This window comes from Halovulum marinum, from assembly GCF_009697225.1.
Taxonomy (GTDB): domain Bacteria; phylum Pseudomonadota; class Alphaproteobacteria; order Rhodobacterales; family Rhodobacteraceae; genus Halovulum; species Halovulum marinum.
In genome coordinates, this window is sequence record NZ_WIND01000001.1 from 121,107 (window position 1) to 145,459 (window position 24,353).

A 24,353-nucleotide genomic window follows, 5' to 3' on the forward strand; every position below is an offset into this window, starting at 1 on the left:
TGGATTTTGAGGGATGTGGGATGGCGGATGCCCCGTTTCGGCCGCCGCTGGGAATCGGGCGGCTGGTAACATCGACCTTCGGGTTGCTTCTGCGCCATGCGCCGCTGTTCCTGGCGATCTCGCTGATCCCGTCGGTGGGGCAGGCGGCGCTGCAGCTGTTCGCCTATCCGACCGATTTCGGCGACATCGCCGCGGGCGAGCCGGCCACGCTGTACCTGACGCGGGTGTTCGCGGTGATCGGCATCTCGCTGATCATCAGCCTGCTGACGATGGGCGCGATCACCATGGCCGCCTATGACGTGCGGCTGGGCAATCCGGTGCGCGTCGGCCGCTATCTGACGCGCACGCTGGGCGCGGCGCCGGCGATCGTCGTGCTGGGCCTGCTGCTGTACGTGGCGATGGGCTTCGGCTTCCTGCTGCTGGTCCTGCCCGGGCTCTACCTGATGGCGCGCTACTGGGTGATGGCCCCGGCGATCCTGGTCGAGCGCGCCGGGTTTCGCGGCCTGGGCCGCGCCGCCGAGCTGACCCAGGGCTACCGTTGGCCGATCCTAGGCGCAGGGGTGCTGATGTTCGTGGTCGTCATCCTGATCTCGATCGGGCTGGCGGAGGCGCTGGGCGTCGCCGCGGGCCCGAACGCCTTCGGCACGACGGCGATGCTGTCGCCGGGCTATACCGTGGTGCTGCTGGTGCAGGCGCTGACCGCGGCGATCCAGATCACCCTGCTGTCGATCTTCACCGCCCTGCTCTACGCGCGGCTGCGCGAGATCAAGGAGGGTCTGGGCATGGAGGACCTGGCGGCGGTCTTCGCGTGAGCGGGCTGGATCTGCGGCAGCTGGCGTCCGACGGCGCTGCGATCCTGCTGCGGCACGGCCGCCGGGCCGGGCTGGACCTGCTGGCGCTGGGCGTCGGAATGATCACCGCCGAGGCGCTGCTGGTCCCGGAACGCTTCGTCGCCGCACGCACCGGCGCCGCCGAAGGCTGGCCGCTGTCGATCCTGCTCGACCCGTTCCTGCTGCTGCACGAGGCCGGCTTCGCGCTGCTGTTCGGCGCCGCCTGCCTGCGCATTGCCGACGACATGGGCGGCGCCGCGGGGCGGCCCACCGGCGGGCGGCTGCGCCGCAACGCGGTGCCGCTGATCGTGACGATGATCGCGCTGGGCTACCTGTCCTATTTCGCGCTGCTGCTGGTGATCCTGCCGGCGCTGCTGCTGGCCGCGGCCACCACCACCGCCTATCCGGCGATCCTGGTCGAGGACCGCGGCTGGGCCGGGCTGCGCCGCAGCATCGCGCAGTGCCTGCCGCATCTGTTCCGGCTGACGGCGGCCTGGGCGGTGGTGTTCCTGCCGTTCCTGTTCGTGCTGTTCGCGATGATCCCCGAAGCCCCGGCCGAGACCGGCGCCGAGACCCCGGTCGAGGCCCGCGCCGCCGTACTGTGGGTTTCGAGCCTGGGGATGGAGGTGGTGCAGACGCTGCTGAACCTGGCCAGCCTGGGGCTGATCATGGCCGCCTACCGGCAGCTGGGCCCCGACGGCGACGCGCGGCAGCTGAACGACGTCTTCGAATGACCGCCCGCCGCCGGGACGGGCGGCGCCGGCGCTAGAGGCCGTCGCCGCCGTTGAACCTGGTGTCCCGCGGGAAGCCGCGCGGCGCCATCCGCCCGGCGCCGGCGCGCTTGCCGATCCAGTCGTCCAGCGCGGTTTCGGTCCGGGTGCGCCCGGCCGGGTCCTTCCAGCTCAGCCCGTCGGCCAGATCGAACGTGGTCACGTCCGACAGCCCCGAGGCGCTGGGGTCCAGCGGCGCCGACGAGGCCGGCACCTTCTGCAGGCGCACGCCCTTGCCGCGGGTCATTTCAGGCAGTTCGGCCAGCGGGAAGATCAGCACCTTCTTGTTGCGGCCCACGGTGGCGACATGGTCACCCCGCACCGCCTTGCAGGCCACCGCGACCACGCCCGGCTTCAGGTTCAGCACCTGCTTGCCGGCGCGGGTCTGGGCGACCACCTCGTCCTCGGGCACGACGAAGCCGTCGCCGGCGCTGGAGGCGACGATCAGCCGGCGGCCCGGCCGGTGCACGAACAGCGCCAGCGGCTCGACCTCGTTGGGCAGATCGACGATCAGACGCACCGGCTCGCCCATGCCGCGGCCGCCGGGCAGGTTGCTGGCGGGCAGCGTGTAGAACCGGCCGTTGGCGCCGAACAGCAGCACCTTGTCGGTGGTCTCGGCGTGGAAGATGTAGGCCGGGCCGTCGCCGTCCTTGAACTTCAGCTCCGAGTCCAGCGCGATATGGCCCTTCATGGCGCGGATCCAGCCCATCTTCGAGCAGACCACGGTGATCGGCTCGCGCTCGATCATCGCCTCCAGCGGCACCTCCTCGGCCTCGGGGGCCTCGGCGATCAGGGTGCGGCGCGCGCCGCCGGTGGCCTTGGCGCCGAAGGTCTTGCGCACCTCGCGCAGCTGGTCGGTGATGCGGTCCCACTGCAGCGCCTCGTCGGCCAGCAGCGCGGTCAGATCCTCGGCCTCTCCGACCAGATCGTCGCGCTCGCGCCGCAGCTCTATCTCCTCGAGCTTGCGCAGAGAGCGCAGGCGCATGTTCAGGATCGCCTCGGCCTGCACGTCCGAAAGCTGGAACTCCGCCATCATCACCGGCTTGGGCTGGTCCTCGGTGCGGATGATCTCGATCACCCGGTCGAGGTTGAGGAAGGCGATCAAGTAGCCTTCCAGCACCTCGAGCCGGTTGGCGATCTTGTCCAGCCGGTGCTGCGAGCGGCGCTGCAGCACCTCGCGCCGGTGGTCGAGGAAGGCGCGCAGCACCTCCTTCAGCGAGCAGACCTTCGGCGTCTTGCCGTCGATCAGCACGTTCATGTTCAGCGAAAAGCGCGTCTCCAGGTCGGACTGGCGGAACAGCGTCTCCATCAGCACGCTCGGCTCGACGGTGCGGGCCCGCGGCTCCAGGACGATGCGCACGTCCTCGGCGCTTTCGTCGCGGATGTCGGCCAGGATCGGGATCTTCCGGGCGGTGATCAGCTCGGCGACCTTCTCGATCAGCTTCGACTTGGGCACCTGATACGGGATCTCGGTGACGACGATCTGCCACTGGCCGCGGCCCAGATCCTCGACCTGCCAGCGGGCGCGCACGCGCATCGCGCCGCGGCCGGTGCGGTAGGCCTCGGCGATCCCCGCCCGGCTTTCGACCAGCACGCCGCCGGTGGGGAAATCGGGGCCGGGAATGTAGTTCAGCAGCGTCTCGTCGCGCGCGTCCGGCGTCTTGATCAGGTGCAGGCAGGCGCCGACCAGCTCGTCGATGTTGTGCGGCGGGATGTTGGTCGCCATCCCCACCGCGATCCCGCTGGAGCCGTTCGCCAGCAGGTTCGGGAACGCGGCGGGCAGCACCACCGGCTCGTGCTCGGAGCCGTCGTAGTTCGGGCGGAAATCGACCGCGTCCTCGGTCAGCCCGTCCATCAGCGCGAAGGCGGCGGCGGTCGAGCGGGCCTCGGTGTAGCGGGCGGCGGCGGGGTTGTCGCCGTCGATGTTGCCGAAGTTGCCCTGCCCGTCCACCAGCGGGTAGCGCATGGCGAAGTCCTGCGCCAGCCGGGCCAGCGCGTCGTAGATCGCCTGGTCGCCGTGCGGGTGGTAGTTCCCCATCACCTCGCCGGTGATCTTGGCGCATTTGCGGAACGGACCGTTCGGCTCCAGCTTCAGGGTCCGCATGGTATAAAGGATGCGGCGATGCACCGGTTTCAGCCCGTCGCGGGCGTCGGGCAGCGCGCGATCGGTGATCGTGGACAGCGCATAGGTCAGATAGCGGTCGCCCAGCGCCCGCCGCAACGGCTCGCTGAGATTGCCCATGTCCGGTATTTCGGGGTCGTCAGTCACATCAACCATAGATGTGGTGATAGCCGCGGAATCGGATCTGGTCCAGAGGATCCTGCCGCTTCCGCGGCGCGGCGCCCGGCGGCGGCATCTTCCCGCCGGGCGCGCGCGGGTCCGCTCAGGCGGCCAGCAGCGCCTGCACCAGCGGCAGGACCAGGCCGGCGGCGATGCCGGACAGCATCAGCCCGCGCAGCAGCGCGCGCCGACCGCGGGTGCGCCGGTGCAGACGCTCGGCCGCCTCGGCCTGGTCGATCGCCTCGCGCGCCAGGCGCGAAAGCTGGTGAACGTTGTCGGGGGTGCTGACTGCTGTACTCATTGCCTCGGTTCTCCGGTTACGGTCGCCAGGATTGGCTGCCGCCGACCGTGGCAGACTCTGCTGAACGCAAGGTAAATGCGCGCGTAAGTTAAGCGCGGGCGGCCGGCGGGCGCGTGCCGCCGGTCTCGGCCCCGCCGCGCCGAAGGGGGATTGAACCGCCGCCACCGCGCCGCTACCACCGCGGCGGCGCCGACCGGGCGCCGGAACGGGCGGACGAATCATGAGCCGGAAGACCGTACTGATCACCGGATGCTCGTCGGGCATCGGCCAGGACGCGGCGCACGGGCTGGCGGCGCGCGGCTGGCGCGTGTTCGCCACCTGCCGCAAGGATGCCGACTGCGCCCGGCTGCGCGACGCGGGGCTGGAGAGCTTCCGCCTCGACTACGCCGACGAGGACAGCCTGGCCGCGGCGGTCGACGAGACCCTGGCGCGCACCGGCGGCACGCTGGACGCGCTGTTCAACAACGGCGCCTACGCGATCCCCGGGCTGGCCCAGGACCTGCCCCGCGACGCGCTGCGCGCGATCTTCGAGACCAACCTGTTCGGCCAGTTCGACCTGATCAACCGGCTGATGCCGACCTTCCGCGCGCAAGGCCACGGGCGGGTGGTCAACAACTCGTCGGTGCTGGGGCTGATCGCGCTGCGCGCCCGCGGCGCCTACATCTCGTCCAAGTTCGCGATGGAGGGGCTGACCGACGTCTACCGGCTGGAGAACCGGATGCGGGACCTGCACTTCATCCTGATCGAGCCCGGTCCCGTCACCTCGCGCATCCGCGAGAACTCGGTGCCGCATTTCGAGCGCTGGATCGACTGGAAGAACTCGCCGCGGCGGAAATTCTACGAAAAGCAGGTGATCCCGCGGCTGTACCGCACCGACGGCAAGACCGACCGGTTCGAGCTGCCGGCCTCGGCGGTGACCGCCAAGCTGGTGCATGCGCTGGAAAGCCCGCGACCGCGCGCGCGCTATTATGTGACCACGCCGACCTATATGATGGGGGCCGCGCGGCGTATCCTGCCGACGCGGGCGCTCGACCGGATCCTGCGGCGGGGCTGACGGCGCGCCGGCCGCGCCCGATCCGGCGCCACCAAGAACCGAAGGAAACAGACCCGGATGACCGACAACCCGCTGTTCTACGTCACCCTTTTCGCCTGCCTTGCGGTGCTGGCCGTGCTGCTGGTCGGCGTCGGCGGCTTCGCCAGGGGCGGCGAATTCAACCGCAAGTACGCCAACAAGATCATGCGCCTGCGGCTGCTGCTGCAGTTCATCGCGGTGATCCTGATCGTGGCGACGGTCTACTTCGCGGGCCGGGGCTGAGGCGATGGTGGTGCTCAACAGGATCTACACCCGCACCGGCGACAAGGGCGAGACGGCGCTGGGCGACGGCGCGCGCGTGCCCAAGGACAGTGCCCGCGTCGCCGCCTACGGCACGGTGGACGAACTGAATGCCGCGCTGGGCGTCGCCCGGCTGCACGCCGACGGCGAGACCGACGCGGCGCTGGCGCGGATCCAGAACGATCTGTTCGACCTGGGCGCCGACCTGGCGACGCCGGAGCCGGACAAGGACGCCGCGCGCCCGCACCCGGCGCTGCGCGTCACCGGGGCGCAGGTCGACCGTCTGGAGGCCGAGATCGACGCCCTGAACGCGCGGCTGTCGCCGCTGCGCAGCTTCGTGCTGCCCGGCGGCACCGTGCTGGCGGCGCATCTGCATGTCTGCCGCACCGTGGCGCGCCGCGCCGAGCGCCTGGTGGTCACCCTCGCCGCCGCCGAGCCGATCAACGAGCCGGGCCTGCGCTACCTGAACCGCCTGTCGGACTGGTTCTTCGTCGCCGCCCGCATCGCCAACGACGACGGCGCCCGCGACGTGCTGTGGGTGCCCGGCCAGAACCGGTGAATGCAGCCCGCGATCCCGGCGCGGGCGACACGCTGGCGCGGCTGATCGCCGCCGCCTACGCGCAGTTCGATCGCCCGCCGCCGCCCACGACCGGGGTCTGCCGCGGCTGCTGCATGGACCCGGCGATCGAGGCGGACTTCCTCAACCACGCCGCCCGCGACCTGCCGCTGGCCTACATCGAGGACTGGTACTTCGCCGCCCACGCCGCCGATCTGGGACGGGCGCACATGGCCTGGCTGCTGCCCCGGATCCTCGATCTGCTGGCCTTCGCGCCCGGCTTCGGCCGCCAGGGGCTGGAGGTGACGCTGAACCGGCTGCCGCCGGCCGGCTTCCCGGACCACTGGCCCGCTGCCGACGTGGCGCTGGTCGCCGACTGCTGCCTGGCGATCTTCTCGCGCCGGCTGCGCGCGCCCGGCGCCTGCCTCGACGAATGGCTGTGCTGCTTCGGCGAGGGCGGGCTCGACATCGCGCCGTTCCTCGCCCATCTCGACGCGCTGCCGGACGCCCGGCTCGCCGCGCTGCTGGCGCGGGACTGGCCGCCCGATCCGGACGCGGCGATCCCGTTCAGCGCGTTCTGGGCGCGCCAGCCCGCCAAGGACCGGGTCTGGGAGTGGTACACCTCGCGCCGGCTGCGCGACCGGCTGGCCGGTGTCGCCCTGGCCGGCGGGCCGCTGGCCGACGCCGCCCTGGCGATGGCGGCGATGATCGAGACCCACGCCGACTGGGCGCAGCCGCCGGGCTGAGACCGGTTTTCCACCGTCCTTCAATATCCCCGCCGGAGGCCACCGCCGCCACCGGCGCGGCGTGCCGGAAGACTCAGGCCGGCTGCCACAGCTCGATCGGATTGCCCTCGGGATCGTTCAGCTAGGCGAAACGGCCGTTCGGATAGCTCTGCGGGTCTCGGCGCACCTCGATCCCGGCGGCCTCGAGCTGGACGATCATCGCCTCCAGATCGCGCACCCGGAAGTTCACCATGAACGGCTTCTCGCGGTCGCCGAAATAGTCGGTGACCTTCTCGAACGGCGCGAACACGGTCTCGCCCGCCTCCTGCCGCCAGCAGGGGGTGTCGTAGTCGCCGGGAACGCGGTCGATGCCCAGGTGCGCGCGGTACCATTCGCCCAGCGCGGCGGGATCCTCGGCCCGGAAGAAGAACCCGCCGATGCCCGTGACCTTTTCCATCGCTCTCCTCCGACCGCGCCACCGAAGCGTGCGCCCGCGCCCCGGCCGGGTCAAGCCTGCAGCCCGGACGCCGCGCCGCCGCGCCCGTCGGGTCCGGCTGCCGCCGCGTCGCGTCGTTTTTGCGCTGTTTCTCCGGGCATGTATTCGCTACACCCGTCCCGTCCGGGGCCGAACCGCCCCGTCCACTGCGAGGGGAGAGACGCGAAATGAAGGTCCTTGTGCCTGTGAAACGCGTGATCGACTACAACGTGAAGGTGCGGGTCAAGGCCGACGGCACCGGGGTCGATCTCGCCAACGTCAAGATGTCGATGAACCCGTTCGACGAGATCGCCCTGGAAGAGGCGATCCGGATGAAGGAGGCGGGCACCGCCTCGGAGGTCGTCGCCGTGTCGATCGGTGTCAAGCAGGCGCAGGAGACGCTGCGCACCGCGCTGGCGATGGGCGCCGACCGCGCGATCCTGATCGTCGCCGCCGACGACGTGCACACCGACATCGAGCCGCTGGCGGTCGCCAAGCTGCTGAAGGCGGTGATCGACGCCGAACAGCCGGGGCTGGTGATCGGCGGCAAGCAGGCGATCGACAACGACATGAACGCCACCGGGCAGATGCTGTCGGCGCTGGTCGGCTGGTCGCAGGCGACCTTCGCCTCCGAGCTGAAGGTCGAGGGCGAGCACGCCGTGGTCACCCGCGAGGTCGATGGCGGGCTGCAGACGATCAAGGTGAAGATGCCCGCCATCGTCACCGTCGATCTGCGCCTGAACGAGCCGCGCTACGCCTCGCTGCCGAACATCATGAAGGCGAAGAAGAAGCCGCTGGAGGAGAAGACCCCGGCCGACTACGGCGTCGACGTCTCGCCGCGGCTGACGGTGCTCAAGACCGTCGAGCCGGCCGAACGCGCCGCCGGGGTGATGGTCGGCTCGGTCGACGAGCTGGTGGCGAAACTGAAAGACGAAGCGGGGGTGCTCTGATGGCCGTACTTCTTCTTGCCGAGGTCACCGACGGCGCGCTGGCGCTGGACGCGACGTCCAAGGCCGTGACCGCCGCGACGCAGCTGGGCGAGGTCACGGTGCTGTGCGCCGGGGCGCACGCCGCCGACGCCGGGCAGGACGCGGCCAAGATCGACGGCGTCGCCCGGGTGCTGGTGGCCGAGGACCCGGCGCTGGGCCATCGCCTGGCCGAGCCCACCGCGGCGCTTATCGTCAGCCTCGCGGGCGACTACGAACACATCGCCGCGCCGGCCACCACCGACGCCAAGAACATCCTGCCGCGGGTCGCGGCGCTGCTGGACGTGATGGTGATCTCGGACGTCTCGGGGATTGTCGACGGCAGCACCTTCGAGCGGCCGATCTATGCCGGCAACGCCGTCCAGACGGTGCAGAGCGCGGATCCGAAGAAGGTGCTGACGATCCGCACCTCGACCTTCGACGCCGCCGGCAGCGGCAACCCGGCCCCGGTCGAGACCGTGGCGATGGCCGACAACCCCGGCCTGTCGGAATGGGTCGAGGACAAGCTGGCGGCCAGCGACCGGCCCGAGCTGACCAGCGCCAGGATCGTCGTGTCCGGCGGCCGCGGCGTCGGCTCGGAGGAGAATTTCGCGCTGATCGAGAAGCTCGCCGACAAGCTGGGCGCCGCCGTCGGCGCCTCGCGCGCGGCGGTCGATTCGGGCTACGCGCCGAACGACTGGCAGGTCGGCCAGACCGGCAAGGTCGTCGCCCCCGAGCTGTACATCGCGATCGGCATCTCGGGCGCGATCCAGCACCTGGCGGGGATGAAGGACAGCAAGGTCATCGTCGCGATCAACAAGGACGAGGAGGCGCCGATCTTCCAGGTCGCCGACTACGGCCTGGTCGCCGACCTGTTCGAGGCGGTGCCCGAGCTGGAGCAGAAGCTGGGCTGAGCCCGGCAATTGCGGTTGCGGCGGACCATGCCCCGGCTCTAAGGTCCGCCGCGACTGCCGAAAGGATCAAGGGGCATGGAAATCAGGACCGTAGGCGTCATCGGCGCCGGCCAGATGGGCAATGGCATCGCGCATGTGTGCGCGCTGGCCGGCTATGACGTTTCGATCAACGACATCTCGACCGAGGCGCTGGACCGCGCGATGCACACCATCGCCGAGAACCTCGACCGCCAGGTCGCCCGCGGGAAGATCACCCAGGGCGAGCGCGACGCCGCGCTGGCGCGGATCTCGACCCAGCCCGATCTGGGGGCGCTGGGCAAGGCCGACCTGATCATCGAGGCGGCGACCGAGAACGAGACGCTGAAGCACGAGATCTTCAAGAACCTCGCCCCGCATCTGGGCGAGCAGACGATCCTGACCTCGAACACCTCGTCGATCTCGATCACCCGGCTGGCCAGCCGCACCGACCGGCCCGAGCGGTTCATGGGTCTGCACTTCATGAACCCGGTGCCGATCATGCAGCTGGTCGAGCTGATCCGCGGCATCGCCACCAGCGAGGAGACCTACCATGTCATGCAGGGCGTGGTCGAACGGCTGGGCAAGACCTCGGCCTCGGCCGAGGATTTCCCGGCGTTCATCGTCAACCGCATCCTGATGCCGATGATCAACGAGGCGATCTACACGCTCTACGAGGGGGTCGGCACGGTGACCTCGATCGACACCTCGCTGAAGCTGGGTGCGAACCACCCGCTGGGGCCGCTGGAGCTGGCGGATTTCATCGGCCTGGACACCTGCCTCGCGATCATGAACGTGCTGCACGACGGGCTGGCGGACACCAAGTACCGGCCCTGCCCGCTGCTGGTGAAATACGTCGAGGCCGGCTGGCTGGGGCGCAAGACCCAGCGCGGCTTCTACGACTACCGCGGCGATGAGCCGGTGCCGACGCGCTGAGGCGCTGGCGCGCGCAATCGTGACGGCCGCGTGCCAGCCGATCCCCTATGATGGCGGCGGAGGGGTCCGATGCGCGTCCTGCCGCTGCTCATCCTGCTGTTCTTCCTGCCGCCAGCGGCCGCGCCCGGTGCGACCTGGGAGATCGTCCCCGGCGCGACCCGGGTCGAGGTCGACGTGCACTGGCTGGGCCGAGTCGTCACGCTGCGGTTCGACCGGCTGTGGGGCAGCATCGCGTTCGACCGGCAGCGGCCGGACCGTGCGCGGGCGCGGATCACCGTGGACGCGCGGCGGGTATCGACCGGGCTGGCGGTGGTCGATGCGTTCGTGCGCGGCCCGGATTACCTGAACGTCGAGACGTATCCGACGATCGGCTTCCGGCTGGACCGCCTGGTACGCACCTCGCAATCCACCGCCGACGTCCTCGGGCAACTGACCCTGTTCGGGATCACCCGGCCGATCAGCCTGCAGGCGCAGGTGTTCCGCTATGGCCCGACCCCCGGTGCGCCGGACCGGTTCGACGCCGGTTTCGATCTGACCGGCGCCGTGGATCGCCGCGCGTTCGGCCACACCACCGGGCTGCCGCAGATCGACGCGACGCTGCCGATCCGGATCCGGCTGCTGATGCGGTCGGTATAGATGGCGCTGCGCGACGGCCCGGGTGGCTGGGGCTGGCCCAGCCGCGTGCTGCACTGGGGGATGGCGGCGCTGATCGCGGCAATGCTGGGGCTGGGGGTCTACATGATCCGGATCGAGCGCGACCTGATCGTCCAGTACCAGCTGATCCAGCTGCACAAGAGCCTCGGCGCCACGGCGCTGCTGCTGGCGGTGCTGCGCCTGGGCTGGCGGCTGGCGCAGCCGGGCCGGCCGGCGCTGCCGGCGGCGATGCCGGCCTGGCAGCGGCGGGCCGCGACGGCGTCGCACCTAGCGCTGTACGCGCTGATGCTGGCGCTGCCGGTCAGCGGCTGGCTGACGGCGTCGGCCTCGCCGCTGAACGATGCGGACGCGGTGCCGTTCCGGATCCCCAACATGGTGTTCGGCCTGTTCGAACTGCCCGACCCGTTCCCGCGCGGCACAGAGGCGCTGGAGGCCGCGCTCGGCACCCTGCACCGCGGGCTGGCGCTGACGCTGGCGCTGCTGCTGACGGTGCATGTCGCGGCGGCGGTAAAGCACCATCTGCACGACCGCGACCAGGTGCTGCGGCGCATGTGGCGCGGCTGAAGCCGGATCAGCGCTCCTCGCCGAAACGGTTGCGCACCAGATCCGACAGTGCCGCAAGCAGGCTTTCGGCGTCGGGGCCGTCGGTCGACACCTCGATGCTGGTGCCGTTGGCGGCGGCCAGCATCATCAGGCCCATGATCGAGTCGCCGGAGACGGTCATGCCGTCGCGGCTGACCTCGGCCTCGGCCTGGTGGCTCTCGACGATTTCGACGAACTTGGCGGACGCCCGGGCATGCAACCCGCGCTCGTTGCAGATGTGCAGCGTGACCGGCCCGGCCATCAGGCGGTGATCGCGCCCTTGGTGACGCCAAGACCGTCGGCGCAGTTGATGTACTTGCGTGCCGCGTCCAGCGCGCAGTCGACGGCGACGTCCAGCGGCTTGTGGCGCGCCTTGGCCAGCTTGATCAGCATCGGCAGGTTGACCCCGTACAGCACCTTGCGGTCGGGGTCCGAGCAGGCGGCGACGGCAAGGTTCGACGGCGTGCCGCCAAACATGTCGGTCACCACCACCACGCCGGCGCCGTCGTCGACCTCGGCCACGGCGGCGGCCACTTCAGCCTGCTTGAGGGTCCGGTCATCCTCGGCGCCGATCGATATCGCGCGGGTTCCGGGGCGGCGTCCCACCACGTGCTCCATGGCGGCCAGGTACTCCCGGGCCAGCCCGCCGTGCGCGACGATCACGATACCGATCAAAGCTCCACCACATCTTTGAGCGCCCGCCCCCCCACGGTCCGCTCCAGTTCTCTATGCCGAATAGACACCTGCCATCCGGCGTTCGCAAGCCCATTCGATAGCCTTTCCGCCACGCAAACCGAGCGGTGCCGGCCCCCGGTACACCCAAGGGCGAGCGTGAAATACGATTTCCCCTCAGCCTTGTAGGCGGGCAGCAGCAGTTCGAGCATCGACAGCGTCTTGTCGTGAAACGCCTGGTACAACGGGTCGCCCACGACGTGGTCGGCCACCGCCGGGTCGCTGCCGGTCAGCGGCCTCAGGTCGGTCTTCCAGTGCGGGTTGCGCAGGAAGCGGCAGTCCAGAACCATGTCCGCGCCGCGCGGCGTGCCGCGCTTGAAGCTGAACGACTGCACCGAGACCGCCATTTCGGCGCTGCTGCCGCGGCCGAACCAGCGCCAGAGTTCGGCCCGCAACTCGTGCGGGGGCATCTGGCTGGTGTCCACCAGGATGTCGGCGCGCTCGCGCAGGCCGCCCAGAAGGCCGCGCTCGCGCTCGATCCCGACCAGCGGCGTCTCGTTCGGCGCCAGCGGATGCCGGCGGCGGGTCTCCGAGAACCGGCGCAGCAGGGTGTCGGTGTCGCAGTCGACATAGACCAGCGAGACGTTGAGTTGCGGCATCTCGGTCAGCGCCTCGACCGCCGCCATCAGCGAGTCGGCGCTGAAGCCGCGGGTGCGGGCGTCGATGCCCACCGCCAGCGGCCGCTCGTGCGCGCCGCCGGCGAACAGCCGCTCCAGCAGCGACATCGGCAGGTTGTCGATCGCCTCGAACCCCAGATCCTCGAGCGCGTTGATCGCGGTCGACCGCCCGGCGCCCGAGGGGCCGGTGACAATGGCCACGTCCTGCAACGTGGCGGAAGGGTCAATCGCGATCCGCATCGATCGGTTCCTCTGGATCAAGCAGCAGGGGCTCGCAGCCGTGGCGGAGACAGGCCATCACCTCGTGACTCAGATATGGACGGTTGCCACCGGCAATCAATGGTAGCCACATGCTGTTGACTTTTCGTTTCCGCGGCTGTGGCAACCGCGCATCTTCGTGCATCTCCAGATCCACGGCCAGCACGATCCTTGCCCGCGCAAGGTGCCGGACGCGGATCAGGCCGATGCCGCGCGCCTCGATCTTGCCGGCCAGCGCCGCCGGCGCTTCGGCCACCAGTCCGCCCGCGGAGGCGTGCACCAGCACCTGGTCGTCGGCGACCAGATCGGCGCCCAGCGCCATCATCTGCAGCGCCACCGCGGACTTGCCGCTGCCCGACCGGCCCAGCAGCAGCGCCGCACGCCCGCGCCAGGCCACGCAACTGCCGTGCACCGGGTGCGGCTGCGGCTGCGCGGGGTCCGGGGGCGCCATTGCCGGGGCTCAGACCGGCAGCACGACGACGAACCGCGCGCCGTCGGGCGGACGGTCCTGGCCTGCCCCCTCGGGGCGGATGTTCTCGGCCCAGATCTCGCCGCCGTGCGCCTCGACGATCTGCCTGGAGATCGCGAGGCCGAGGCCCGAGTGGTTGCCGAACTCCTCCTTCTGGGGGCGCTCGGAATAGAACCGTTCGAACACGTCGGCAAGGTTCCCGTCCGGGATGCCGGGGCCCTGATCGTCGACGGTCACGCGGACCTTGCGGCCTTCGGCCTGGGTGCGCACGGTGATCGCGTCGCCCTCGGAGGCGAACGAGACCGCGTTGGTGATCAGGTTCACGAACACCTGCGCCAGCCGGCCCTCGAGGCCGGTGATCCGCAGCGGTGCCTCGGGAAAATCCGCGACCAGCCGCGCGCCCGCGGCGGCGGCCACCTTCTCGTTGAACGAGATGAGGTTGGCCAGCAGCCCGTGCAGGTCGAACGGCTCCATCCGGTCGCGGACCAGTTCGCTGTCCAGCCGCGAGGCGTTCGAGATGTCGGTGACCAGCCGGTCCAGCCGGTCGACGTCGTTCTTGATGACGTTCAGCAGCTTCTCGCGCGACTCGTCGGTCTTGGCATAGGGAAAGGTCTCGACCGCCGAGCGCAGCGAGGTCAGCGGATTCTTGATCTCGTGCGCCACGTCGGCGGCGAAGGACTCGTTCGCCTCGATCCGGTCGAACAGCGCGCGGGTCATCAGCCGCATCGCGCCGGACAGATAGCCGATCTCGTCCGGGCGGCCGGTCATGTCGGGGATGTTGATGCGCTCGGGGTTCAGCTGCTGGGCGTTGCGGGTGCCGCCTTCGTGCGCCGCCTCGGACAGGTCGCGCAGCGGGCGGACGATGGTGTTGGCCAGCACCAGGCTGAGCACGATCGAGCTGATGATCGCCAGCGCGAAGACCTGCAGGATCTTCTCGCGCTCGGCGCGGATCACCGCGTCGACGTCGCCGGGCGCGGTGGTCAGCACCAGCGCCCCCAACGCCGTACCTTCGGGCCCGGGCACCGGCAGCGCCACCGACAGCACCTGGTCGCCGGCCTGGGTCGCGCCGGTGCTGCGCACGATGCGGTTCTCGGCCAGCGCCGCCTCGGCCAGGGGTCGCGCCGCGCGCAGCGACAGCGCGGCGAAATCCTCGCCCTCGCGGGCGGCGAACACGCGGCTGGCGCGGTCCCACAGCTGGCCCATGATCGAGATGAACGCCGAAGGCGGCTGGCTCTGCACCGGCGGGGCGTCGATCGCCTGGCCCGCGGGCGCGGGGCCGCCGGAATCGACCCGCGTCACCAGCCGGCCCTGGGCGTCGAACAGCATCAGCCGCGCCGAGGTCACGCCCTGCACGGTGACCAGCGCATCGATCGCCTTCAGCCCGTCGACGCGGCCGCCCAGCCGGTCGGACAGCACCGTCGCCACCAGCCGGCCCTCGGTCACCAGCGCACGGGCGCGCATCTCGACCAGCCCGCCCTGGAACTGGTTCAGGTACAGAACGCCGGTCAGCAGAACGCCCAGCGCGACCAGGTTGAAGGTGATGATCTTGCGCGACAGCGGCGAGCGGCGGCCGAAGCGCGCCTTCCAGTCCATCAGCGCCGGGCCCTCGCGGTCGCCGCCCCGAGCCGGCTCGGCCGACAGGATCACCTGCGGCCGGGTCTTGATGGCGCCGCCGTCAGCCATGACGCCGCACCATGCCCAACTCAGGCCTCGTTGTAGCGGTAGCCGATGCCGTAGAGGGTCTCGATCGAGGCGAACTCGCTATCATGCGCCTTGAATTTCTTGCGGATGCGCTTGATGTGGCTGTCGATGGTGCGGTCGTCGACGTAGACCTGGTCATCATAGGCGACATCCAGCAGCTGGTCGCGGCTTTTCACGAAGCCGGGGCGCTGCGCCAGCGCCTGCAGGATCAGGAATTCGGTCACCGTCAGGGTGATCGGCTGCCCCTTCCAGATCACCGAGTGCCGCTGCGGGTCCATGCTGAGGCTGCCGCGCACCAGGGTGTTGGTCTCGCCCTCGGCGGGCTCGCGCAGGACGCTTTCGCGGCGGCGCAGGATGGTGCGGATACGCTCGACCAGCAGGCGTTGCGAGAACGGCTTGCGCATGTAGTCGTCGGCGCCCATGCGCAGGCCGATCAGCTCGTCGATCTCCTCGTCCTTCGAGGTCAGGAAGATCACCGGCATGTCGGTCTTGGTGCGCAGCTGGCGCAGCAACTCCATGCCGTCCATGCGCGGCATCTTCACGTCCAGGATCGCCAGGTCCGGCATCGTCTTCTCGAACGCGGACAGCGCCGTCGCCCCGTCGTTGTAGGTCCGCACGGCATAGCCCTCACCCTCGAGCACCATCGAGACAGAGGTAAGGATGTTCCGGTCGTCGTCCACCAACGCGATATTCGCCGACATTGTCTGCTCCTCCGGACTCGTATTATCCACAGAGTCTTACACAGGCCCCAATTTTCTGGCCATTTCGTTAAGCGGCGCACAGGCACAATTTGCGCGATGTGCCGCACCTTCGCCACACAAAATCAAGTGGAATAGTGGCGACATGATGGTACGCTTGCCCTCGGAACCGCTGCAAACATGGCAAAATTGAGATATTTTCCACCGGACTGGCCCTCCGGCGTTCGCAGTCTCCGCTGGGGAGAGAGACGCCGCCCATCGCGAGGCGGTCGTCTGGCATGAGGAGGAGTCCCTGATGAGCACGGGTACGGTGAACCCTGAGCAAACCCTGGAGGCGACCGGCTTTCCCGGCGCCGCCGTAATTCACTACAACCTGCTCGAACCCGCCCTGATCGAGGCCTCGATCCGGCGCGGCGAAGGCGAGCTGGGGCGCGGCGGCACGCTGCTGGTCAGCACCGGCAAGCACACCGGGCGCTCGCCCAGGGACAAGCACGTCGTCCGCGAGCCGTCGGTCAGGGACAAGATCTGGTGGGACAGCAACGCGCCGATGGAGCCGGACGCGTTCGAGCGCCTGCGCGCCGACATGGTCGCGCACATCGACGGCGGCGAGCTGTTCGTCCAGGACCTGTACGCCGGCGCCGATCCCGACTACCGCCTGAACGTGCGGGTGATCACCGAGCTTGCCTGGCACGGGCTGTTCATCCGCCACCTGCTGCGCCGCCCGGACATGTCCGAGCTGGCCGGCTTCGCGCCCGAGTTCACGATCCTGAATTGCCCCAGCTTCACTGCCGATCCCGACCGGCACGGCTGCCGCTCGGGCACCGTGATCGCGATCTCGTTCGAGCGCAGGATGATCCTGATCGGCGGCACCTCCTACGCCGGCGAGAACAAGAAGTCGGTGTTCTCGGTGCTGAACGCGCTGCTGCCCGAGCGCGGCGTGATGCCGATGCACTGCTCGGCCAACCACGCGCCGGGCGATCCGCACGACACGGCGGTCTTCTTCGGCCTCAGCGGCACCGGCAAGACCACCCTGTCGGCCGACCCGTCGCGCGTGCTGATCGGCGACGACGAGCATGGCTGGTCCGACAAGGGCACCTTCAACTTCGAGGGCGGCTGCTATGCCAAGACCATCGACCTGAACCCGCAGGCCGAGCCCGAGATCTACGCCACCACCGCGACCTTCGGGACGGTGATCGAGAACATGGTCTACGATCCCCACACCCGCGTGCTGGACTTCCAGGACGACAGCCTGACGGCGAACATGCGCTGCGCGTATCCGCTCGAGTTCATCTCGAACGCCTCCTCCACCGCGCGCGGCGGGCAGCCGAAGAACGTCATCATGCTGACCTGCGATGCCTTCGGGGTGCTGCCGCCGATCGCCAAGCTGACCCCGGCACAGGCGATGTACCACTTCCTGTCGGGCTTCACCTCGAAGGTCGCCGGCACCGAGAAGGGCGTGACCGAGCCGCAGCCGACATTCTCGACCTGCTTCGGCGCGCCGTTCATGCCGCTGCGCCCCGAGGTCTATGGTGCGATGCTGCGCGACAAGATCGCCGAGACCGGCGCGACCTGCTGGCTGGTGAACACCGGCTGGACCGGCGGCGCCTACGGCGTCGGCAGCCGGATGCCGATCAAGGCCACCCGCGCGCTGCTGGCGGCGGCGCTGGACGGCTCGCTGAACAAGCAGACGTTCCGCATGGACGACGCCTTCGGCTTCGCGGTGCCGACCTCGTGCCCGGGGGTGCCCGACCTGCTGCTGGACCCGCGGCGGACCTGGGACAAGGCCGACGCCTACGACCGGCAGGCCGCGCGCCTGGTGCGCATGTTCGAAGAGAATTTCCGCCAGTACGAGGACTTCGTCGACGACGACGTGATGGAAGAGGCCGTCGTCTTCCGCGGCGCCATGTGACCGCTGCGGCCGCCGGCAGGACCGGCGGCCGCTTGCGCCCGCGGGGGGCGCTCGGCTAGACCTGCGCCGATGAACGGACCCGCGACCCCATGACCTATGCCGTCGCCACCGGCCATGCGCTGACCACCGAGGCGGCCGAGCAGATCCTGCGCGCCGGCGGCAGCGCCGTCGACGCCTGCATCGCCGCCGCCTGCACCGCCTTCGTGGCCGAACCGGTGCTGGCGCAGCCGCTGGGCGGCGGCTTCCTGATGCTGGCCCCCGGGGCCGGGGCGCCGCATGTGCTGGACGCGTTCGTGCAGACACCGCGCCGCCGCCGCCCCGAAGGCGAGCTGGACCTGGCCACGATCACCGTGGATTTCGGCACCGCGACGCAGGACTTCCACATCGGCGCCGGCACCGTGGCGACGCCGACACTGATCCCGGCGCTGTTCGAGGCCCACGACCGGCACGGCCGGATGCCCTGGGCCGACCTGGTGGCGCACGCCGCGCAGCACGCCCGCGCCGGCGTCACGGTCACCGCCTTCCAGGCCGAGGTCGCCGGGCTGGTCGCGCCGATCCTGACTGCGGACGCGGACGTCTCGGCGCTCTGCGCCCCCGGCGGCAAGCCGGCGGCGGAAGGCACGGTGCAGTGCAACCCGCAGCTGGCCGACGTGCTGGAGGTGCTGGCCGCCGAGGGCCCGCGGTTCTTTACCGAGGGCGAGGTGGGACAAGGCCTGACCGCGCTACCCGGCAGCCACCTGACCGGCGAGGACCTGCGCCACGCCCGCCACGCCTGGCGTCCGGCGCTGACGCTGCGCCGGCAGGGCCACGACATCGCGCTGAACCCGCCGCCCTCGCTGGGCGGGGTCCAGATCGCGCTGGCGCTGAGCGCCCTGCCCCGCGCGCCGCGCCCGGTGCTGGTCGCGCGGGCGCTGGCCGAGGTCGCCCGGCTGCGCGCGGACCTGGACATCGACCGTCAGCCCGACCGGGCCGGCGCGCTGCTGCTGGACCCGGACCGGGTGGCGCACCTGCGCCGGCTTCTGGCGTCGCACACGCCCGCGCTGCGGGGCACGACGCACATCTCGGTGATCGCCGCCGACGGCTCGGGCGCGGCGCTGAGCCTGTCGAACGGCGAGGGTTGCGGCCGGCTGATCCCCGGCACCGGGATCCAGCCGAACAACATGCTGGGCGAGGAGGACCTGTCGCCGGACGGGCCGGTGGGCTGGGTGCCGGACCGGCGGCTGGCCTCGATGATGTGCCCCACCGCGATGCGCGGCGACGACGGCACGCTGACGCTGCTGGGCTCGGGCGGGTCGAACCGGATCCGCTCGGCGCTGGCGACGACGCTGCTGGCGCTGGTGGACGCCGGCCTGCCGCCCGACGCGGCTGTGGCGGCGCCGCGCATGCATGTCGAGAACGGGAACCTGTCGTTCGAGGGCCTGGGCGCGGACGGCCGCCGCGAGGCGCTGCTGGCCGAGTGGCCGCAGGCCACGGTCTGGGACCGGCCGGCGATGTATTTCGGCGGCGTGCACATCGCACGGCGCGACCGACGCGGCGGCGTGCAGGCGGCGGGCGATCCGCGGCGCGCGGGGGCGGCGGCGTCCGGCTGATCCGCGGTCCCGCACGCGCGGCCGGCGCCGGAGGCCTCCGGCGGGGATATTTGGGGACAGTGGAAGGCGGGAGCGGCCCGATCGTCAGCCGAACAGGCCGCGGCGCAGCAGGTTGAGCCCGGCCAGCACCAGCACGAACAGCGTCAGCCGGCGGAACCGGTCCTGGTCGAGGCGGTCCTGCAACGCCTGCCCGGCGAGCATGCCGGCGACCGCGGGCACGATCAGCCAGACCGAGAACGGCAGCGTCCGGCCGTTGAGCACCCCCGAGACAAGATGTGCTCCGGTCAGGATGAACGAGCCGACCATGAAGCTGATGCCCTGGGCGCGGACCAGTTCGACCTTGGGCGTGTCGCGCGCCAGCAGGTAAAGCAGGATCGGCGGTCCCCAGACCCCGGCCAGCCCGCCGAAGAACCCGGCGACGAGCCCGGTCAGCCACTCCACCAGCCCCGTCAGCCGCGCCGCGAAGCGCGGCCGCCAGCCCGCCAGTTGCACGCTGCCGGCCACGGTCACCATGCCGCCGAGGATCATGAAATAGGCCGCGTCCGACAGCAGCGTGACCAATTGCGCGAACAGCCCGATCAGCAGAAACAGCGCCAGGTTCAGCCGCCAGTACTTGCGCAGCGTGCCCGCCGCCTCGGTGACGCCGTTGCGGAACGACTGCTGCACGTTGGTGACCAGCGCCGGCAGGATCAGCGCGGCAAGCGCGGTCTCGGCCGACATCAGCGAACCGACGCCGCTGATCGCCACCATCGGCAGCGCGAAGCCGACCGCGCCCTTGACGAAACCGGCGAAAAGGAACACCGCGAACGCGGCCGCCACCGTCCAGATCCCGTATTCCGCGACCAGCTGTTCCATGCGCATTCCCAACCCGACGGCCCCGGGTCTGGCACCGGCCCGGGAGGAACGCAATGCTAATAATATTCCCTATTCACTCCCTGAATCGACAATTAATTGCGCCGCGTTATTGACCGCCCGCACGGGCCGGCCTAGCTTTGCCGCAACGCAGCAGCGATACCGCATCGCAGCAACATCTTCGCATGGAGCGCCCGGATGACCGACCAGAGCCATGATTTCGCCGCCGCCCTGCTGCCCGATCTGGCCACGCTGACCGGTCCGGCGCTGCAAGCGGCCGAGACGGTGGAGCGGGCCGCGCGGCAGGCGCTGGCGGCGCGGATCGGCGGCGGCGCCGGCAGCCGGATCCCGGGCGCGGCGCTGGAGGCGGACCAGCACGCGGCGCACGGACTGGCCTGGCTGGCGACCTATGTCGAGGCGCTGCGCCAGCTGCACGCCTGGGCCGGGCGGCTGGATGACGCCGGCTTACTGGGCGAGGTCGAGGCGCTGATCCTGCAGATCGGCTTCGGCGAATACCTGGCGCAGATCGACGGCGGCATCGCGATGAGCCAGGGCGAGGTGGCGCGGCTGGCCGATATGGGCGTGGTCGAGGCGGACCGGGCCGCGTTCCGCACCGGCGCGGGCGCGCTGCTGACCGAGGGCAACACCGACGCCGCCCGCCGGGTGCTGGCGGCGCGGCTGGGCGAGGCGCGGGGCGCGGCGACCTTCGGCGCGACTGGGCTGGACCCGGACATGGAGATGATCCGCGACCATTTCCGCCGCTTCGCCGACGAGCGGGTGGTGCCGCACGCCCACGGCTGGCACCTGGGCGACGCGCTGATCCCGATCGAGGTGCTCGACGAGATGGCGGGGCTCGGCGTGTTCGGCCTGACCATCCCCGAGGAATTCGGCGGCGCCGGCATGGGCAAGACGGCGATGTGCGTCGTTTCGGAGGAGCTGTCGCGCGGCTATATCGGCGTCGGCAGCCTGGGCACCCGCTCGGAGATCGCGGCGGAGTTGATCCTGGGCGGCGGCACCGCCGCGCAGAAGGCGCGCTGGCTGCCGGCGATCGCCAGCGGCGAGGTACTGCCGACGGCGGTGTTCACCGAACCGGGCACCGGGTCGGATCTGGGCGCGCTGCGCACCCGCGCGACGCGGGACGGCGACGACTGGGTGCTGGCCGGCAACAAGACCTGGATCACCCATGCCGCGCGCACCGACCTGATGACGGTGCTGGCGCGCACCGACCCCGCCACCGACGACTATTCCGGCCTGTCGATGTTCCTGGCCGAGAAGACCCGCGGCACCGACGCGGCGCCGTTTCCGGACGAAACCATCGCCGGCGGCGAGATCGAGGTGCTGGGCTATCGCGGCATGAAGGAATACACGCTGGCGCTGGACGATCACCGGGTGCCGGGCGATGCGCTGCTGGGCGGGCAGACCGGGCAGGGCTTCCGGCAGCTGATGCGGACCTTCGAGAGCGCCCGGATCCAGACCGCGGCGCGGGCGATCGGCGTGGCGCAGAACGCGCTGGAGCTGAGCCTGGCCTACGCCGCCGACCGCGCCGCCTTCGGCAAGCCGATCGCCGCCTTCCCGCGGGTCTACGGCAAGCTGGCGATGATGGCGGTCGAGATCATGATCGCCCGGCAGCTGAGCTATCACGCGGCGCGCGAGAAGGACGCCGGCCGGCGCTGCGACCTGGAGGCGGGCATGGCCAAGCTGCTGGGCGCCCGCGTGGCCTGGGCCGCCGCCGACAACGGCGTGCAGATCCACGGCGGCAACGGTTTCGCGCTGGAGTACCCGATCAGCCGGGTGCTGTGCGACGCCCGCATCCTGTCGATCTTCGAGGGCGCGGCCGAGATCCAGGCCCAGGTGATCGCGCGCCGGCTGCTGGAGAGCCGGGTGAACTGAGGCGCGCGGCGGGATTCTCACCCGTGAAAACCAGCGCAACCTGCTGAAATACAACCGGAACCCTGCAGAGTTTTACCGGATCGAAGGGTTTGGCGCGGTGACGCAGCCGCCGTGTCGGCCCCAGATGCCGCCGGACCGGCGGCAGGTCGCGGGCGCGCGCGTCGCCGGCCGCCGCTCGGCCGGCGGCGAGACGTGGTAGCATTGTCCGGCGGCGAGGGATGGGGGATCCGATGCCCGACGACCGACCGCAGCCGACCGCCCGGCCGGGCGCACGCCCCGCACGCAGAGGTGCGGCGCACCGGATGCTGCGCGCCCTGCCATTCCTCGCCTTCGTCCTGTGGTGGGCGCTGCTGGCGCTGGCGCTGAAGGCGGTCACGCTGGATGCGGGCGACCTGCCGGTCGACTATCGCACCTATGCCGAAGCCGCCGAGCGGGCGCGGCAGACCGGCTCGCCCTACCGCCAGGTCGCGGCGGCGCAGGCGGTCTGGGCCGACATCCATGCCGCGGCCCGCGCGCGCTTCGACGGCGGCGGCGCGGCGGTCGCGCCGATATCGGGGCCGTATCTGTACCCGCCGAGCCTGGCGCTGTGGCTGCCGCCGGGCCCGGCAACGGGGCTGGTCTACCTGGCGCTGCACACGCTGGCCGCGGCGGGGCTGTGCCTGGGCTGGCTGCGGCTCGCCGGGGCGCGGTCGGGCTGGTGGCTGCTGCCGGCGGCGTTGTCGGCGGATCTGCTGGCGGTCTATGCCGGCGGCAATGTCGAGATCCTGCTGCTGGCGGCATCGCTCGCCGCCTGCGGGCTGCTGTGGCGCGGGCCGGCGGTGCTGGCGGGGGTGCCGGTCGCGCTGGTGCTGCTGGTGAAGCCGCAGTTCGCGCTGCTGTTCGCGGCTTTCGCCGCCTTCGTCCTGCTGGCGCGCGGCCGCGCGGCCGCGGGCGGTCTGGCGGCGGCCGCCGCGGTCGCGCTTGTGCTGGCGGGCCTCGAGGTGCTGCGCTGGCCCACCCCGGCGCGGGCCGGCGCGCTGGCCTATCTGTCGGAGCCGGCGGCGCGGCAGTACTTTGCCCTGCCGCCGGCATCGTGGTGGCCGATGGACCACTGGAACCGCGCCCCGCTGCAGGCGCTGCTGAGCGCCGGCCTGCCCCGGGGCGCGGCGATGGCGGCGACGCTGGCCGGTTTCGCCGCGCGGCTGGCGACGAGCCTGCTGGCGCTGCGGCGGCATCCGCCGGGCTTTGCCTTGGCGTTCGCGCTGTCCTATGTGCTGCTGCTGATCGGCCGGCCGATCGACTGGGCGCTGCCGCTGCTGGGGCTGCTCACCCTGGGCGCGGCCGCGCCCGGGCTGGGGCGCGGCGCCCGGCGCGCGGGCGCCGCCGCGGCGCTGGCGCTGGGGCTGGCGCACTGGGCGGCGTTCATCGGCTTCGCGACCGGGCGCTGGCCCGGCCTGCTGTCATTGCAGACCCCGGCCTGGCCGTGGGAGACGCTGGTCGTGCTGCCCGGCGCGTGGCTGCTGCTGCTTCGTGCCGCGCGCGCGGCTCCCGGTCAGGGCGCAGGCCGCCCCGACCGGACCCTCGGGGCGTGCGCGCCTCAGTAGAGCTGGCCGATTCCGCGCCACGGTTGCGACGGCAGCACCACCACGGTCGCGCCATGCACCGAGCGTTCGGCAAGGTCGATCACGTCCTGGTTCAGCATCCGGATACAGCCCGAGGACACCGCCTTGCCCAGCTCCCACGCGTTGGCGCTGCCGTGGATGCGGTAAAGCGTGTCCACGCCGTTCTGAAACAGGTAGAGCGCGCGCGCCCCCATCGGGTTATCGGGCCCGGGATCCATCCCGCCCGTGCGCCAGGAATAGGGCGCAAGATCCGGCTGGCGCTCGATCATGCTGTCGGGCACCTTCCAGCGCGGCCAGTCGCGTATGAACTGCAGTCGGGCGGTCCCCTCCCAATCGAAGCCGGCGGCGCCGACGCTGACGCCGTAGCGGGTGGCGATCTGCGGCGACTCGACGAAATGCAGCAGCGCCGCGTCCGGATCGACGACGATGGTGCCGGGCGCGTGCTCCGGCCAGGGATTGGCCACCGGCTGCCGCCACAGATGCGGCGGCACCATGCCCTCCGGCACCGCCGGAATCGGAAACGGCTCGTCGGTGATGGCGCCGTAGAAGTCGGGCAGCGGCGGGATCGGCGGCCTGACCGCGGTCGCAGCCGCGCTGACCGACTGGGTCTGGGCGCTGGCGGTGGCGGCGGCGGTGGCGGACAGGCTTGCGGCCGCGCTGGCGGCCAGGAAATGGCGTCGGGTGAGCATGGCTCTCCTCC

Annotated in this window: 26 protein-coding genes; 15 read left to right on the top strand and 11 right to left on the bottom strand. The window is 71.0% G+C overall.

Annotation, left to right across the window (positions count from 1 at the left end; all coding sequences use genetic code 11):
- Nucleotides 1-20 precede the first annotated feature (20 nt).
- Together GE300_RS00620 and GE300_RS00625 are read left to right on the top strand one after the other, a co-directional pair.
- Nucleotides 21-812, top strand: coding sequence for a hypothetical protein (locus GE300_RS00620; RefSeq protein ID WP_154443874.1), 792 nt, complete (start codon nucleotides 21-23; stop codon nucleotides 810-812).
- The gene (locus GE300_RS00625; protein WP_154443876.1) at nucleotides 809-1,564 is read left to right on the top strand and encodes a hypothetical protein; all 756 of its coding nucleotides are present in this window, start codon (nucleotides 809-811) and stop codon (nucleotides 1,562-1,564) included. Before GE300_RS00620 ends, GE300_RS00625 begins: the two co-directional genes overlap by 4 nt.
- Nucleotides 1,565-1,595: 31 nt before the next feature.
- Here GE300_RS00625 and parC read toward each other — a convergent pair whose 3' ends face one another.
- Both parC and GE300_RS00635 read right to left on the bottom strand, forming a co-directional pair.
- On the bottom strand, nucleotides 1,596-3,878 hold the full coding sequence (gene parC / locus GE300_RS00630) for a DNA topoisomerase IV subunit A (protein WP_154443878.1): 2,283 nt from the start codon (nucleotides 3,876-3,878) through the stop codon (nucleotides 1,596-1,598).
- A gap of 106 nt (nucleotides 3,879-3,984) precedes the next feature.
- Nucleotides 3,985-4,182: a hypothetical protein gene (locus GE300_RS00635; RefSeq protein WP_154443880.1), complete on the bottom strand. Its 198-nt coding sequence runs from the start codon at nucleotides 4,180-4,182 to the stop codon at nucleotides 3,985-3,987.
- 220 nt (nucleotides 4,183-4,402) lie between these two features.
- On the opposite strand from GE300_RS00635, the gene GE300_RS00640 reads away from it, so the two are divergent.
- Genes GE300_RS00640 through GE300_RS00655 form a run of 4 tightly spaced genes read left to right on the top strand, consistent with a single transcriptional unit; the run spans nucleotide 4,403 to nucleotide 6,817 of the window.
- Nucleotides 4,403-5,236 carry an SDR family NAD(P)-dependent oxidoreductase gene (locus GE300_RS00640; protein ID WP_154443882.1) on the top strand — a complete coding sequence of 278 codons (834 nt, stop codon included), beginning with the start codon at nucleotides 4,403-4,405 and terminating at the stop codon, nucleotides 5,234-5,236.
- Between the two features lie 57 nt (nucleotides 5,237-5,293).
- On the top strand, nucleotides 5,294-5,497 hold the full coding sequence (locus tag GE300_RS00645) for a twin transmembrane helix small protein (RefSeq protein ID WP_154443884.1): 204 nt from the start codon (nucleotides 5,294-5,296) through the stop codon (nucleotides 5,495-5,497).
- A 4-nt stretch (nucleotides 5,498-5,501) separates the two neighbouring features.
- A complete protein-coding gene (locus GE300_RS00650; protein ID WP_154443886.1) occupies nucleotides 5,502-6,074 on the top strand; it encodes a cob(I)yrinic acid a,c-diamide adenosyltransferase in 573 nt (190 codons plus the stop codon).
- The gene (locus GE300_RS00655; RefSeq protein WP_154443888.1) at nucleotides 6,071-6,817 is read left to right on the top strand and encodes a hypothetical protein; all 747 of its coding nucleotides are present in this window, start codon (nucleotides 6,071-6,073) and stop codon (nucleotides 6,815-6,817) included. Before GE300_RS00650 ends, GE300_RS00655 begins: the two co-directional genes overlap by 4 nt.
- Nucleotides 6,818-6,938: 121 nt before the next feature.
- Here the strand turns inward: GE300_RS00655 and GE300_RS00660 are convergent, their stop codons facing one another.
- Nucleotides 6,939-7,253 carry a VOC family protein gene (locus GE300_RS00660; RefSeq protein ID WP_154443890.1) on the bottom strand — a complete coding sequence of 105 codons (315 nt, stop codon included), beginning with the start codon at nucleotides 7,251-7,253 and terminating at the stop codon, nucleotides 6,939-6,941.
- Nucleotides 7,254-7,459: 206 nt separating this feature from the next.
- Here GE300_RS00660 and GE300_RS00665 point away from each other — a divergent pair, with 206 nt between their 5' ends.
- The 5 genes from GE300_RS00665 (at nucleotide 7,460) to GE300_RS00685 (ending at nucleotide 11,319) form a co-directional block, all read left to right on the top strand.
- The gene (locus GE300_RS00665) at nucleotides 7,460-8,221 is read left to right on the top strand and encodes an electron transfer flavoprotein subunit beta/FixA family protein (RefSeq protein ID WP_154443892.1); all 762 of its coding nucleotides are present in this window, start codon (nucleotides 7,460-7,462) and stop codon (nucleotides 8,219-8,221) included.
- Nucleotides 8,221-9,150, top strand: a complete 930-nt coding sequence (locus GE300_RS00670) for an electron transfer flavoprotein subunit alpha/FixB family protein (RefSeq protein ID WP_154443894.1) — start codon at nucleotides 8,221-8,223, stop codon at nucleotides 9,148-9,150. Before GE300_RS00665 ends, GE300_RS00670 begins: the two co-directional genes overlap by 1 nt.
- A gap of 75 nt (nucleotides 9,151-9,225) precedes the next feature.
- Nucleotides 9,226-10,101: a 3-hydroxybutyryl-CoA dehydrogenase gene (locus GE300_RS00675; RefSeq protein ID WP_154443896.1), complete on the top strand. Its 876-nt coding sequence runs from the start codon at nucleotides 9,226-9,228 to the stop codon at nucleotides 10,099-10,101.
- A gap of 69 nt (nucleotides 10,102-10,170) precedes the next feature.
- Complete coding sequence (locus tag GE300_RS00680; protein ID WP_154443898.1) at nucleotides 10,171-10,737, top strand: YceI family protein; 567 nt, start codon at nucleotides 10,171-10,173, stop codon at nucleotides 10,735-10,737.
- Entirely contained in the window at nucleotides 10,738-11,319 is a 582-nt protein-coding gene (locus GE300_RS00685) for a cytochrome b (RefSeq protein WP_154443900.1), read from the top strand.
- Between the two features lie 7 nt (nucleotides 11,320-11,326).
- Here GE300_RS00685 and GE300_RS00690 read toward each other — a convergent pair whose 3' ends face one another.
- The 6 genes from GE300_RS00690 to GE300_RS00715 form a co-directional block, all read right to left on the bottom strand.
- A complete protein-coding gene (locus GE300_RS00690; protein WP_154443902.1) occupies nucleotides 11,327-11,599 on the bottom strand; it encodes an HPr family phosphocarrier protein in 273 nt (90 codons plus the stop codon).
- Nucleotides 11,599-12,012 (bottom strand): PTS sugar transporter subunit IIA, encoded by a 414-nt coding sequence (locus GE300_RS00695; RefSeq protein WP_154443904.1) that lies wholly within the window; start codon nucleotides 12,010-12,012, stop codon nucleotides 11,599-11,601. Before GE300_RS00695 ends, GE300_RS00690 begins: the two co-directional genes overlap by 1 nt.
- Nucleotides 12,009-12,926, bottom strand: coding sequence for an RNase adapter RapZ (gene rapZ / locus GE300_RS00700; RefSeq protein ID WP_154443906.1), 918 nt, complete (start codon nucleotides 12,924-12,926; stop codon nucleotides 12,009-12,011). The genes GE300_RS00695 and rapZ overlap by 4 nt, the downstream gene beginning before the upstream one ends.
- On the bottom strand, nucleotides 12,910-13,341 hold the full coding sequence (locus GE300_RS00705; protein WP_325063045.1) for an HPr kinase/phosphorylase: 432 nt from the start codon (nucleotides 13,339-13,341) through the stop codon (nucleotides 12,910-12,912). Before GE300_RS00705 ends, rapZ begins: the two co-directional genes overlap by 17 nt.
- 63 nt (nucleotides 13,342-13,404) lie before the next feature.
- Nucleotides 13,405-15,096, bottom strand: a complete 1,692-nt coding sequence (locus tag GE300_RS00710) for a sensor histidine kinase (protein ID WP_154443910.1) — start codon at nucleotides 15,094-15,096, stop codon at nucleotides 13,405-13,407.
- Between the two features lie 20 nt (nucleotides 15,097-15,116).
- Entirely contained in the window at nucleotides 15,117-15,815 is a 699-nt protein-coding gene (locus tag GE300_RS00715; RefSeq protein ID WP_154443912.1) for a response regulator transcription factor, read from the bottom strand.
- Between the two features lie 292 nt (nucleotides 15,816-16,107).
- Between GE300_RS00715 and GE300_RS00720 the strand changes: the two genes are divergently transcribed.
- Both GE300_RS00720 and GE300_RS00725 read left to right on the top strand, forming a co-directional pair.
- Complete coding sequence (locus tag GE300_RS00720) at nucleotides 16,108-17,721, top strand: phosphoenolpyruvate carboxykinase (RefSeq protein ID WP_154443914.1); 1,614 nt, start codon at nucleotides 16,108-16,110, stop codon at nucleotides 17,719-17,721.
- Nucleotides 17,722-17,810: 89 nt separating this feature from the next.
- Complete coding sequence (locus GE300_RS00725; RefSeq protein ID WP_154443916.1) at nucleotides 17,811-19,310, top strand: gamma-glutamyltransferase; 1,500 nt, start codon at nucleotides 17,811-17,813, stop codon at nucleotides 19,308-19,310.
- Nucleotides 19,311-19,394: 84 nt separating this feature from the next.
- Here GE300_RS00725 and GE300_RS00730 read toward each other — a convergent pair whose 3' ends face one another.
- A complete protein-coding gene (locus GE300_RS00730; RefSeq protein ID WP_154443918.1) occupies nucleotides 19,395-20,165 on the bottom strand; it encodes a sulfite exporter TauE/SafE family protein in 771 nt (256 codons plus the stop codon).
- A gap of 195 nt (nucleotides 20,166-20,360) precedes the next feature.
- Between GE300_RS00730 and GE300_RS00735 the strand changes: the two genes are divergently transcribed.
- Both GE300_RS00735 and GE300_RS00740 read left to right on the top strand, forming a co-directional pair.
- Nucleotides 20,361-22,052, top strand: coding sequence for an acyl-CoA dehydrogenase family protein (locus tag GE300_RS00735; protein ID WP_154443920.1), 1,692 nt, complete (start codon nucleotides 20,361-20,363; stop codon nucleotides 22,050-22,052).
- 230 nt (nucleotides 22,053-22,282) lie between these two features.
- The gene (locus GE300_RS00740; protein WP_154443922.1) at nucleotides 22,283-23,635 is read left to right on the top strand and encodes a hypothetical protein; all 1,353 of its coding nucleotides are present in this window, start codon (nucleotides 22,283-22,285) and stop codon (nucleotides 23,633-23,635) included.
- On the opposite strand, the gene GE300_RS00745 is transcribed toward GE300_RS00740, so the two are convergent.
- A complete protein-coding gene (locus GE300_RS00745) occupies nucleotides 23,629-24,342 on the bottom strand; it encodes a L,D-transpeptidase (RefSeq protein WP_154443924.1) in 714 nt (237 codons plus the stop codon). The genes GE300_RS00740 and GE300_RS00745 overlap by 7 nt on opposite strands.
- Nucleotides 24,343-24,353: the final 11 nt, after the last annotated feature.

Bases quoted from the DNA above. Each gene is read 5' to 3' on its own strand.
- GE300_RS00620 (WP_154443874.1), top strand. From the start codon at position 21: ATGGCGGATGCCCCGTTTCGGCCGCCGCTGGGAATCGGGCGGCTGGTA.
- parC (WP_154443878.1), bottom strand. From the start codon at position 3,878: ATGGTTGATGTGACTGACGACCCCGAAATACCGGACATGGGCAATCTC.
- GE300_RS00635 (WP_154443880.1), bottom strand. From the start codon at position 4,182: ATGAGTACAGCAGTCAGCACCCCCGACAACGTTCACCAGCTTTCGCGC.
- GE300_RS00640 (WP_154443882.1), top strand. From the start codon at position 4,403: ATGAGCCGGAAGACCGTACTGATCACCGGATGCTCGTCGGGCATCGGC.
- GE300_RS00645 (WP_154443884.1), top strand. From the start codon at position 5,294: ATGACCGACAACCCGCTGTTCTACGTCACCCTTTTCGCCTGCCTTGCG.
- GE300_RS00650 (WP_154443886.1), top strand. From the start codon at position 5,502: ATGGTGGTGCTCAACAGGATCTACACCCGCACCGGCGACAAGGGCGAG.
- GE300_RS00660 (WP_154443890.1), bottom strand. From the start codon at position 7,253: ATGGAAAAGGTCACGGGCATCGGCGGGTTCTTCTTCCGGGCCGAGGAT.
- GE300_RS00665 (WP_154443892.1), top strand. From the start codon at position 7,460: ATGAAGGTCCTTGTGCCTGTGAAACGCGTGATCGACTACAACGTGAAG.
- GE300_RS00670 (WP_154443894.1), top strand. From the start codon at position 8,221: ATGGCCGTACTTCTTCTTGCCGAGGTCACCGACGGCGCGCTGGCGCTG.
- GE300_RS00675 (WP_154443896.1), top strand. From the start codon at position 9,226: ATGGAAATCAGGACCGTAGGCGTCATCGGCGCCGGCCAGATGGGCAAT.
- GE300_RS00680 (WP_154443898.1), top strand. From the start codon at position 10,171: ATGCGCGTCCTGCCGCTGCTCATCCTGCTGTTCTTCCTGCCGCCAGCG.
- GE300_RS00685 (WP_154443900.1), top strand. From the start codon at position 10,738: ATGGCGCTGCGCGACGGCCCGGGTGGCTGGGGCTGGCCCAGCCGCGTG.
- GE300_RS00690 (WP_154443902.1), bottom strand. From the start codon at position 11,599: ATGGCCGGGCCGGTCACGCTGCACATCTGCAACGAGCGCGGGTTGCAT.
- rapZ (WP_154443906.1), bottom strand. From the start codon at position 12,926: ATGCGGATCGCGATTGACCCTTCCGCCACGTTGCAGGACGTGGCCATT.
- GE300_RS00710 (WP_154443910.1), bottom strand. From the start codon at position 15,096: ATGGCTGACGGCGGCGCCATCAAGACCCGGCCGCAGGTGATCCTGTCG.
- GE300_RS00715 (WP_154443912.1), bottom strand. From the start codon at position 15,815: ATGTCGGCGAATATCGCGTTGGTGGACGACGACCGGAACATCCTTACC.
- GE300_RS00720 (WP_154443914.1), top strand. From the start codon at position 16,108: ATGAGCACGGGTACGGTGAACCCTGAGCAAACCCTGGAGGCGACCGGC.
- GE300_RS00725 (WP_154443916.1), top strand. From the start codon at position 17,811: ATGACCTATGCCGTCGCCACCGGCCATGCGCTGACCACCGAGGCGGCC.
- GE300_RS00730 (WP_154443918.1), bottom strand. From the start codon at position 20,165: ATGGAACAGCTGGTCGCGGAATACGGGATCTGGACGGTGGCGGCCGCG.
- GE300_RS00735 (WP_154443920.1), top strand. From the start codon at position 20,361: ATGACCGACCAGAGCCATGATTTCGCCGCCGCCCTGCTGCCCGATCTG.
- GE300_RS00740 (WP_154443922.1), top strand. From the start codon at position 22,283: ATGCCCGACGACCGACCGCAGCCGACCGCCCGGCCGGGCGCACGCCCC.
- GE300_RS00745 (WP_154443924.1), bottom strand. From the start codon at position 24,342: ATGCTCACCCGACGCCATTTCCTGGCCGCCAGCGCGGCCGCAAGCCTG.